10 protein-coding genes and 1 pseudogene are annotated in these 9,712 nt (G+C 55.4%); 5 read left to right on the top strand and 6 right to left on the bottom strand.

The annotated features are described in order from the left end of the window. A partial coding sequence (locus CPT76_RS31285; RefSeq protein WP_181153173.1) for a helix-turn-helix transcriptional regulator occupies positions 1–891 on the top strand: 891 nt, incomplete at its 5' end. Between the two features lie 12 nt (positions 892–903). On the opposite strand, the pseudogene CPT76_RS31290 reads toward CPT76_RS31285, so the two are convergent. The 3 genes and pseudogenes from CPT76_RS31290 to CPT76_RS31300 all read right to left on the bottom strand — a co-directional run bounded on the left by CPT76_RS31290 (position 904) and on the right by CPT76_RS31300 (position 4,016). After that, positions 904–2,174: pseudogene (locus CPT76_RS31290) on the bottom strand (ABC transporter substrate-binding protein). Positions 2,175–2,232: 58 nt separating this feature from the next. Further along, positions 2,233–3,018, bottom strand: coding sequence for a carbohydrate ABC transporter permease (locus tag CPT76_RS31295; protein ID WP_258169032.1), 786 nt, complete (start codon positions 3,016–3,018; stop codon positions 2,233–2,235). Positions 3,019–3,134: 116 nt separating this feature from the next. Then, entirely contained in the window at positions 3,135–4,016 is an 882-nt protein-coding gene (locus CPT76_RS31300; protein WP_105445660.1) for a carbohydrate ABC transporter permease, read from the bottom strand. Positions 4,017–4,177: 161 nt separating this feature from the next. Between CPT76_RS31300 and CPT76_RS31305 the strand changes: the two genes are divergently transcribed. Next, on the top strand, positions 4,178–4,939 hold the full coding sequence (locus tag CPT76_RS31305; protein ID WP_105445661.1) for a tryptophan-rich sensory protein: 762 nt from the start codon (positions 4,178–4,180) through the stop codon (positions 4,937–4,939). A gap of 152 nt (positions 4,940–5,091) precedes the next feature. Here the strand turns inward: CPT76_RS31305 and CPT76_RS31310 are convergent, their stop codons facing one another. From CPT76_RS31310 to CPT76_RS31320, 3 genes are all read right to left on the bottom strand, one after another. Beyond that, positions 5,092–5,472 (bottom strand): RidA family protein, encoded by a 381-nt coding sequence (locus CPT76_RS31310; protein ID WP_105445662.1) that lies wholly within the window; start codon positions 5,470–5,472, stop codon positions 5,092–5,094. Between the two features lie 180 nt (positions 5,473–5,652). Then, entirely contained in the window at positions 5,653–7,158 is a 1,506-nt protein-coding gene (locus CPT76_RS31315; protein WP_105445663.1) for a sensor histidine kinase, read from the bottom strand. Between the two features lie 369 nt (positions 7,159–7,527). Beyond that, positions 7,528–7,731: a CsbD family protein gene (locus CPT76_RS31320; RefSeq protein WP_105445664.1), complete on the bottom strand. Its 204-nt coding sequence runs from the start codon at positions 7,729–7,731 to the stop codon at positions 7,528–7,530. A gap of 300 nt (positions 7,732–8,031) precedes the next feature. Between CPT76_RS31320 and CPT76_RS31325 the strand changes: the two genes are divergently transcribed. The 3 genes from CPT76_RS31325 to CPT76_RS31335 all read left to right on the top strand — a co-directional run. Then, a complete protein-coding gene (locus tag CPT76_RS31325; protein ID WP_105445665.1) occupies positions 8,032–8,334 on the top strand; it encodes a GntR family transcriptional regulator in 303 nt (100 codons plus the stop codon). After that, positions 8,331–9,044 carry an ABC transporter ATP-binding protein gene (locus CPT76_RS31330; protein WP_105445666.1) on the top strand — a complete coding sequence of 238 codons (714 nt, stop codon included), beginning with the start codon at positions 8,331–8,333 and terminating at the stop codon, positions 9,042–9,044. Before CPT76_RS31325 ends, CPT76_RS31330 begins: the two co-directional genes overlap by 4 nt. After that, positions 9,044–9,712: ABC transporter permease subunit (locus CPT76_RS31335; RefSeq protein WP_105445667.1), on the top strand; the 669-nt coding region annotated here is incomplete at its 3' end. The genes CPT76_RS31330 and CPT76_RS31335, both read left to right, overlap by 1 nt.

The following is a 9,712-nucleotide window of genomic DNA, read 5'->3' on the forward strand; positions in this document are numbered from 1 at the left end:
TGTCCTCCCCTGCTGGAGGACATCCACCGCGGCATCGACGCCACCCTTCACCGCAGCGTGCATATCGGCGCCGGGTCCTTCCAGCCGTTCCCGGAGGGCCTCGCCCGCTCCTATCAGGAGGCGCACCGGGCGCTCTGGCAGCGCAGCCTGCAGGACCCCGCCGCCTGGCTGCATACGCTGAGCGCCGCCGGCCCGGCAGCTCCGCGGCCCCTGCGCCTGAGCGCGCATGAGGAGCAGTTCCGCCTGGCAGCGCTCAGCGGCAGCCCCGAGCAGATCAGCGCCGCCGTGGAAGGCTGGATGCAGGCTGTCCGGCAGCTCGATCGGGTGACGCCCGAGCAGCTGGTGCAGTGGAACGCGGAGTGGGACTGGATGCTGAAGCAGTGGATGGATCAGGGCGCCGAGGCAGCGGCGCCAAGTCCCGACAAGGACGCCCTGCTGGAGCTGCCCCGCTCCCTTCCGCTCGACAAGCATGGGCGGTTGTCCTATGACCTGTGGACTTCCCAATACGAAGGGCGGCTGACCGCAGCCAGCCGCATTTTGACACAGAAGCACTCGCGGGAGAACCATATCATCCACGACATTGCCGCATACCTGGAAAGCCATTATGCCGAGGATATTTCCCTGCAGGAAATGGCTGCGCGCTTTTTTCTCAGCCGGGAATACATCTCCAGACGCTTCAAGCAGGAATTCCATGTGAACCTCTCCGACTTTCTCGCCCGGATCCGGATTGAGAAGGCCAAGCTGCTGTTGCACAATCCGCAGCTGCGCATCTCCCAGATTGCCGAAATGGTCGGTTATCAGGACGAGAAATATTTCAGCAAGGTGTTCAAGAAGCAGGAAGGCCGCACGCCCAACGAGTTCCGGAAGGACCTCGCGGCTCAGACGCACTGAGCCCGGCGGTCGTTAGCGGACGCTCAAGTTGTCCCAGTTCTGCTGGAACTGCTCAAACATCTCCTGCTTCGTGATTTTGCCGCCGATGTATCCCTGCATGGCCGCGGCGAATTCGGGCTGCATGCCGAACGGGAACCGGAACCAGTTCCAGGTCAGCGTCTTGCCTTCGTCGGTGTACTTCTGCACTTCCATGCCCAGCTGTCCCAGGTCTTCGTCCGTACCTTTAATGGACTTGAAGGCCGGAATGAATTTGAACTCCTTCGTAATGTACTTCTTCCCGGTATCGGAGGTCACCAGCCAGTTCAGAAACTCCTTGGCCTCCTCCTTGACCGGTGAATCCTTATAGATGACCCAGTTGTTCGGCACGCCGACGTACAGCTTGTCCCCCAGCTGCGGATCGTCATTGATCGGCATCGGCAGGATGCCCAGGTTCAGCTTCGGATTAATGCCGTCAATCTGCACCTGGGTCCAGTTCCCCTGCTGCATCATGGCGGCTTCCCCGCTGGCGAACATCGTGACCTGGGTGTTGTAGTCCGTTGTAAGCGGGCCTGGATTGCCATATTTCAGCGTCAGGTCGAGCAGGTTCGACCACTGCTTCACGACTTCGTTGTCCGCGAACGTTTCCGTCTTGTCATTCAGATGCTGGATAAAGGTGCCAGGGTCCTTCTGGTCGGCAAAAGCCACGTTGATGTTATGGTTGCCAAGCACGAAGTTTTCCTGATACCCGTTGGCAAACGGGGTAATTCCGGCCGCCTTTAGCTTCTTGCACGCTTCCTCAAGCTCGCTGAGCGTGGTCGGACGCTGTGTGATGCCGGCCTTCTTGAACAAATCCTTGTTATAAATAAAGCCGTACCCTTCCAGGTTCATCGGCTGCCCGTACAGCTTGCCGTCCTTGGTCATCGGCTCTTTGGCGATGTCCTTCACGTCCTTGACCCAAGGCTGATCGGACAAGTCCTCCAAATATTCCTGCCACATGTCCATTTCGGCATACCCGCCGATGTTGAAGATGTCCGGCTCTTTCGAGGCTGCGAATTTGGCCCGGAGCGAGGCGCCGTAATCACTGCCCCCGCCGACGGTCTGTATATCCAGCTTGATCCCCGGGTGGGACTGCTCATACTCCGCTTTTAGTTATTTAATGCATCCGCAATTTCCACCTTGAACTGAAAAATATGAATGGTCTTGACCCCGCCGCTGCCACTTCCGCTGCCGCATCCGACCAGCAAGGCGAACGAGGCCAGCAGCACGCCAAGGCGGGCTCCAACGGTATAGGCCTTTTTCTTCATGCCGCATAACCTCCTTTATGGAATATACTTGGGCTGCCGGGACGGACTGGGGCTGTGTTCAGCCCTTCACCGATCCCTGGGCGATGCCTTCGATAATGTACTTCTGCATGGCCAGGAAGAAGATGACGATCGGCGTAATGCCGAGCACCAGCGCCGGCAGGGCAAGATCCCACTGCTTCGTAAACTGGCCGAAGAACGCATAGGTCGCAATCGGGATCGTCTGCCGTCCCGGGCTCTGCAGAATGAGCGACGGCATCAGATAATCGTTCCAGATCCACAGCGCGTTCAGGATGATGACGGTGACGATGATCGGCTGCATCAAGGGCAGGACGATGCGAAAAAAAATGCCGTACGTGGAGCAGCCATCCACCCGGCCTGCCTCCTCGATCTCCCGCGGCACCGATTTGACGAAGCCGTGGAACAGAAACACGGACAGCGGCGCGCCAAATCCGAGGTAGCAGATGATCAGCCCGGTTCTCGTGTCCATGAGGCCGAGCGTGCTGACGACCTTAACGAGCGGGATCATGATCGATTGGAACGGAATGACCATCGCGGCGACAAACGCAGCGAACAGCAGCCGGTTGAACACCGTGTCCCTGCGCACCATCCGGTACGCCGCCATCGAGCTGATCAAGGACAGCAGCACGTTGCTGATAACCGCGATCAGCAGGGAGTTGCCGAACACTTTCGGGAAGGCGGTAATTTTCCACGCCTGTGCATAGTTGTTCCATAGAAAGGCATGCGGCCAGCCCGCGGAGTTGGTCAGAATATCGCCGAAGGACTTGACTGAATTGACGAGCAGAAAGTAGAACGGCACCAGGAACACCAGGGCCAGCAGAATCATCAGCAGTTCAAGGACCAGCCGTTTGGCGCGATACCCGCGGCTTGCGCTTGCGCCAGCTCTTGGGCTTGGACCTCGTTTGGTGCCTGTGTTGGTGCCTGTATTGGTGCTTGTGTGCATCATATTTCCACCTCCTTGCGCTTCGTGGCGCGCACTTGAAGGATCGAAATCAAGGCCACGACGATAAAGAAGATAATCGCCTTCGCCGAACCCATGCCAAAGCGGCTGATGTTAAACGCCTCATTGTAAATGTTCAGCGCGACGGATTCGGTTGACTTGAACGGACCGCCCTTGGTGAGCGACAGATTCAGGTCAAAGAGCTTGAACGACCAGGAAATGGCGAGGAACAGACAGACCGTCACGGCCGGCATGACCAGCGGAACGGTGATCTTCCGGAGAACCTGTGCCCTGGATGCACCATCGATTTGAGCGGCCTCAATGAGGCTTTTCGGCACATTGTTCAGCGAGGAAATGTAGATGACCATCAAATAGCCGGCGTTCTGCCAGACAAAGACGATGACGACCGCCCAGAAGGCCGTCGCCTCGGTGCCGAGCCAGGGCAGCTTGAAGAAGGAGAGCCCGGTGGCCGCACCGACAGAAGAAAACCCTTTCACGAAGATGAACTGCCAGATAAATCCGAGCAGCAGCCCCCCGATAACATGAGGCACAAAAAATACGGTCCGCAGCGCATTTCGCGTCAGCAGCGACCGCGTCAGCACATAGGCGAGAATAAAACCGAGCACATTGGTTAGGATGACTCCAAGTACGGTAAATTTGACGGTAAACCAGAACGAATTCAGAAACGCCGGGTCTTCCGTGAAAATGTGGATATAATTGCGGAAGCCGACCAAGCCCGCATGCCTCGACACCCCGTTCCAGTCGGTAAACGAATAATACAGTCCTAAAAGAAAGGGAACGACAACAATGACGAGGAAGCACAGGGCCGACGGTCCGACAAAAATGAGCTGCTGCAGCAGCTGGGACGATTTTTTCGAGTTCATGCCCTCACTCCTTACACTTTCATGGTTTTTCATTTAATTACCTATATCGACAAGGATTGAATCTGCATCATTTTGTTCTTTTTGGGACAAATTCGGGTATATTTGTAGGGGAAAGGCCGCTTTGCGGCAAGCCGTAGACATCACTTCAGGAGGCTGGTACGATGCTTAGAAGCAATCCGTATAAATGGTGGAACTGGCTCGCGTTCGTCGCCGCGATGGTGGTCAACGCGCTGGCCAATACTGCTGTGCTCGGGGGAAAAACGACAGGGGAAATATCGGACCAATACCCAACCATGATCACGCCCGAAGGGTATGCTTTTACCATTTGGTCCTTAATTTATGTACTGCTGCTTGGCTTTCTTCTCTATCAAAGCGGACGGGTCACCGAAACCCGGGATTCGGTCCGGTCCATCGGTCCTTGGTTTATCATCTCCTGCGTGCTGAACATCGCGTGGCTGCTCTTGTGGCAGTATGAATATATCGAGCTGTCGCTCGTCGCCATGGTACTGCTGCTGCTCTCGCTGTTTGTCATCTATCGGCGGACGCGCAGCATCTATTATCCGACATCCGGAGAGATGTGGCTGATCAAGCTTCCCTTCAGCCTGTATTTCGGCTGGCTTAGCGTAGCCGTCATTCTTAATATCGCGATCGTGCTGAAAAAGAACGATTGGAACGGCTTCGGATTGAGCGAGCTGGTGTGGGCCGTGGTTTTCCTGCTCGCCGGTGCACTGGTCGCCATTCTGGTCAGCTACCCTTACCGGGACAGCATCTATCCGCTGGTCTTCGTATGGGGCTATGTCGCCATTGCCCTAGAGCAGCAGGATCAGGTGGAGCGGGCGTTTATAGCCGCACTCATCCTGGCGATCATTCTGTTCGTCTATGCCATCTATCTATTCTTCGCCCGAAGCCGGGATCGGGACTGAATGTAACCCGCAAAGCGCGGCCTCGGCTTCGGCGTATATCCGGTATTTTGCGGGGAGACCCGAGATATGAACAACACAAAAAAGCCGGGCTTTGCGAACGGGGCGGCGCCCCGGGCAAAGTCCGGCTTTCTATAGGATATGTAGCTTCCGATCTATTTAACGGCGGCAATCGTCTCGATTTCCACCAAGCCGTCTTTTGGCAAGCGTGCGACCTCAACGGCACTGCGCGCAGGGTAAGGCTGGGTGAAGAAAGAGCTGTAAATCTCGTTGACCGCGGCAAAATCGTTCATGTCTTTCAGGAACACGGTCGTCTTGACCACTTGATCCAGGCTGCTCCCTGCTGCTTCAAGAATCGCCTTCACGTTGTTCAGAGCCAGGCGGGCCTGCTCCTGAACGCCGCTGCCAAACTCACCGGTCGCCGGGTCGAGCCCCAATTGTCCCGATGTGAAAATAAAGTCGCCGACCTGAACGGCCTGGCTGTAAGGTCCGATCGCTCCTGGCGCGGACTCGGTCGAAATCACCTTTTTACTCATGGAAGTCACCCTTTCGTCTTCGTACTATCCTTCTCATTGTAAACAGAGGTCGGCCAAGTTGCAATACGGCACCGCGCTGCTCCAGGCGTGCGGCTGCCTCAATTGCAAGCTGCCCTTCACCCACCTTCTCCAGCTCTGGCTCCAAGGATCGCTCAGCATATATGAGCAGCGGAAGGACGGCTATTCCAGGCTCGGAACCGTTCCGGTGCGTCCCGGAAGCAGCGCCTTCTGCTCCACTCCGCCGACGGATGGGGTGATTTCCAGGGTGGCACATTCCTCCGCTTCATTGGCCAGCGGCAAATAGAGCGAAAAACAGCTGCCCCTCCCCACTTTGCTCTCCAGCCGGATAAACCCACCCAGCAGATGTGCCAGGTCCCGGCTGATTGAGAGCCCGAGGCCCGTCCCGCCGTATTTCCGGCTGATGGAGCCGTCCGCTTGGGCGAACGCTTCAAAGATCCGCCGCTGCTGCGGCGGCGAAATGCCGATTCCGGTATCTTGAACGTCAAACACGATCCATGAGCCCGCAAGCTTTCCCTCCGGGTTATGCTCCGCACGAATGACGAGGCTCACCTTCCCCTGATGGGTAAACTTGAACGCATTAGACAGTAAATTTTTTAAAATCTGCTGCACCCGGCTCGGATCGGTCCGAAACGTTTCCGGAAGCGAGGGGTCCAGCTTGATGGAGAAGCCGACGTTTTCTTTTTGAGCGACCAGTTCAAAATGCATTTGCAGCAGCTGCGGGATTTCGCTGATATTCATCCCTTCATGCATGATTTCCAGACGTCCGGCCTCCACCTTCGACAAGTCCAGAATGTCGTTGATGATGCGCAGCAGCTCATGGCCCGACTGGTGGATAATTTCACCGTACTCAGCCATTTCCTCCTTGGTGCGACTGTCGTCGTTGTCGCTGATCAGCTCGGCAAAATTGATGATGCTGTTCAAGGGAGTGCGCAGCTCATGGGACATGTTCGCCAGAAAATCCGTTTTGTAGCGCGAGGACCTCGCCAGCTCTTTGGCCCGTTCCTCCAGCACGCGCTTGGCCTGATGCAGCTCTTCGGCCTGGGCCGACAGCAGCACGTTGCTTTGTTTGAGCTGGATGGTGCGGGCTGCTTCAAGCTGGAAATCGCGGAGGATTAAAGAAAAGATCAAACTCAGCAAGAGTGTGAGCGGAAGCGTGGTCGGCATGATCGTTTCAAAATAATGAGCGGCAGGAATAACCCCTAAAAATGCAATATCGATACAATTCAGTACGTTCAAGACCAGAATGGCCAGGAAGCCGCGGGTCACAAGACTGAACCCCTTGCGTCTCATCCAAATATTGAGCAGTGCCGCCGCAGCACCCAAAATGCACAGATTGAACAAACCGGCGACCGAGGCCTCGTTCACGCCGAACGTAAGGCGCGCGAATCCGATGCCGATGCCGATAATGACCAGCGTCACCGGCTCAGCGTAAGCAACCGTCGCGATGATGAGGGGTATGATCCGGAGATCGAAAATCACATTTTCGCTAAGCTTGTATCCGAAAACCATGCTCAGCCATCCGCAAAAGATGATCAGCAGCACCGAGCAGGTGTATTTCACATGTTTAGGGGCACGGGCAAGTCCATATTTGTAGACCAGGTTGGCCATATAGGCTGCCGCTATGAGCAGGGCTGTGTTACCAAGAAATATTTTGCAAAAATCCATGTACTCACTCCTGAAGATGGATATTAGCCGTGCTCTCATATCATATCATGGCAGATCCATATATCCAGAATTTATATATAAAACGATGCCGGGCTAAGCCGTGATTACCGCGGCAGCCCGCCGAAGCTGGGGGATTCTGGCTGATTTTGCGGCCCATACCGGGTAAGTGGGGAGATCTTCTTGTGGGTAAACCGGTCAGACCTTTGAGGTAAGTCTATGGCGGATAGCGTGCTTGAAGTCATCCAGGTGAGGGCAGGGCGTACTTGGGTTAGGTAGGTGAACACCCGAAAGAAGCGCAGCGCTCCCCGGTTGCCGGAGATTCGCTGCGCCTTTTGTTGTTTCCACATGCCGACCGCAGGACGAAGAGGCCTACAACTGACGCGAACGCGTCCAGTCATGGTACTCTTTTTCCGCGGCGTCCTTGGTATGGCCATAGCGCTCCTGAAGCTTGCCGATCAGCTTGTCCTTTTCGCCGTCGATTTTATCCAAATCGTCATCCGTCAGCTCGCCCCACTGCTTTTTGGCTTCGCCTTTCAGTTGATTCCATTTTCCCTTGAATACGTTATGATCCATGAGGATCAGCTCCTCTCGGTATAAGTTGTTGGTCGGCGGAACCTATCCGCTCCGCCTGTAGTTCTTTATTACCCGCAGGAACGCGGGCTGAATCCAACGAGCACCAGCAATGCTGCCCCAGTCTTCATAGCCATAAACCGGTGTGAAAAAGATTTTAACCAAAATATTGATCGCCTATTGCATTAGGTGTATTAAGTGATATAATACACTTAAATCACATAAGTGACCTGAACGTTTGCGCTTATGCCGAGAAGGAAAGCTGTGCTTCCAGACCAGCAGAGCTTTTTAGGAGGGAAGGCCATGGAAGACCAACAGGTTGGCCCGCTGCGGTTCCACATCGACTTCAGCCAACCTTTATATGAACAAATTCTGGATCAGGTGCGCAGCGCCATTGCCAAAGGAGAGATTGGATTGGGAGACAAGATGCCTTCTGTGCGCGAGCTGGCTCAAGAGCTTCATGTCCGGTCGTTCCGAACGGCGCTCGCAGCCAAATATATCGACAGCTTTATGGATCAAATGGAACGCCTCGGACTAACCTGGAACGATATCCAGTCCTATATTGAACAAAAATACGACGCGGAGGAAGGAGGATCCATACGATGACGGCACCGATACTGCGATGCGAACAAGTGAGCAAGGTCTATGGGAAGAAGCAGGCGCTCAACGGGCTGAACATCACCGTTCCCGAAGGGCGGATCACCGGCATTCTGGGCCCGAATGGCTGCGGCAAATCCACGTTATTCCGGATGCTTACCGGCCTCGTCCGGCCAGACCAGGGCACCGTGGAAGTGCTCGGCTCGAAGCCCGGCTGGGAAACCAACCGCCACATTGCCTACCTCCCCGACCGGGCCCGCTGGTATCCGAACCATACGGTGCGGCAGGCGTTCGAATGGGGGCAGTCCTTCCTGTCAGGCTTCTCGATGGAACAGGCCATCCGCCTGGCGGATTATATGGATGTTGAATTGGATGCGAGAATCGGCGGAATGAGCAAGGGTCAGGAAGCCAGGGTTATGCTGATTCTGTGCCTTGCCCGGGAAGTTTCCCTTATTATTCTCGACGAGCCTTTTACCGGCATCGACGTCATGTCACGGGAGGCGATTGTGGCCGGTATCATCGACTACCTCGAGGACAGTGGGCAGTCCGTCCTGATCAGCACCCATGATATTCAGGAGGTTGAAGGGTTGTTCGATTACACGGTCATGATGAAGCAGGGTCAGGCGATCTGGTCCGGCGACACCGAAAGCTTGAGGGCGGAATACGGTTCACTGCGCGATGTATTCCGTAAAATGTACGCAAAGGAGTGGCAGCGTTGATGTCATCAGGCACGTTTATGGACCTTGTCCAGCATGAGTTTATGGTGCGGGGCAGCTGGAGAAAACTGAACCGCGTCCGATTATCCAGAAGATGGTGCGCCGCTTATATCCTGATTGTTGCCGCAGCTGTGGTCATCGTCACCACCTATCTGGCGGCGCGCAATGACCTAGAACTGAGCAGCTTCTGGTATATGACGCTGGCGTTCCCTTATTGGATTTTCTTCCTGGGATACGGCTCCATTAAAAGAGAGTGGTCCAACGATACGTACGGCTGGTGGCTGACGCTCCCAATCCCGAGGTTTCGCCTCATCGCCGCCAAATGGCTGGGTAACTGCCTGAAGGTATGGATCGCTATGATTGCTATCTATATCGCCTTCTCGGCGTACGTACTTATTCTGACCTCGACCATCGATCATTACACCTATGATATGGCTATCTCCTTCGTGATCACGGGCATTAACTGGCTGACCGTCGTCGCCGGCCTGACCCCATTCATCATAGCCGCAGGCATGCTGACCATTAGCGTCATGTACAGCACCGCCAAGCCGCTGACGCCGCTGCTCTGGATTCTATTTATGGGGGGCTTCAGCATCGTATACTCCAATTTGAACGAGTATTTGCTGCCTGAAGGCCGGCTGGAAACCGCAGGACCGGCGACGTTCTTCCCC

It is taken from the genome of Paenibacillus sp. AR247, assembly GCF_002968895.1.
GTDB lineage: Bacteria > Bacillota > Bacilli > Paenibacillales > Paenibacillaceae > Paenibacillus_AQ > Paenibacillus_AQ favisporus.

Coding starts and splice junctions, on each gene's coding strand:
- CPT76_RS31300 (WP_105445660.1), bottom strand. CDS start 4,016: ATGAACTCGAAAAAATCGTCCCAGCTGCTGCAGCAGCTCATTTTTGTC.
- CPT76_RS31310 (WP_105445662.1), bottom strand. CDS start 5,472: ATGAGTAAAAAGGTGATTTCGACCGAGTCCGCGCCAGGAGCGATCGGA.
- CPT76_RS31315 (WP_105445663.1), bottom strand. CDS start 7,158: ATGGATTTTTGCAAAATATTTCTTGGTAACACAGCCCTGCTCATAGCG.
- CPT76_RS31325 (WP_105445665.1), top strand. CDS start 8,032: ATGGAAGACCAACAGGTTGGCCCGCTGCGGTTCCACATCGACTTCAGC.
- CPT76_RS31295 (WP_258169032.1), bottom strand. CDS start 3,018: ATGATTCTGCTGGCCCTGGTGTTCCTGGTGCCGTTCTACTTTCTGCTC.
- CPT76_RS31305 (WP_105445661.1), top strand. CDS start 4,178: ATGCTTAGAAGCAATCCGTATAAATGGTGGAACTGGCTCGCGTTCGTC.
- CPT76_RS31320 (WP_105445664.1), bottom strand. CDS start 7,731: ATGGATCATAACGTATTCAAGGGAAAATGGAATCAACTGAAAGGCGAA.
- CPT76_RS31330 (WP_105445666.1), top strand. CDS start 8,331: ATGACGGCACCGATACTGCGATGCGAACAAGTGAGCAAGGTCTATGGG.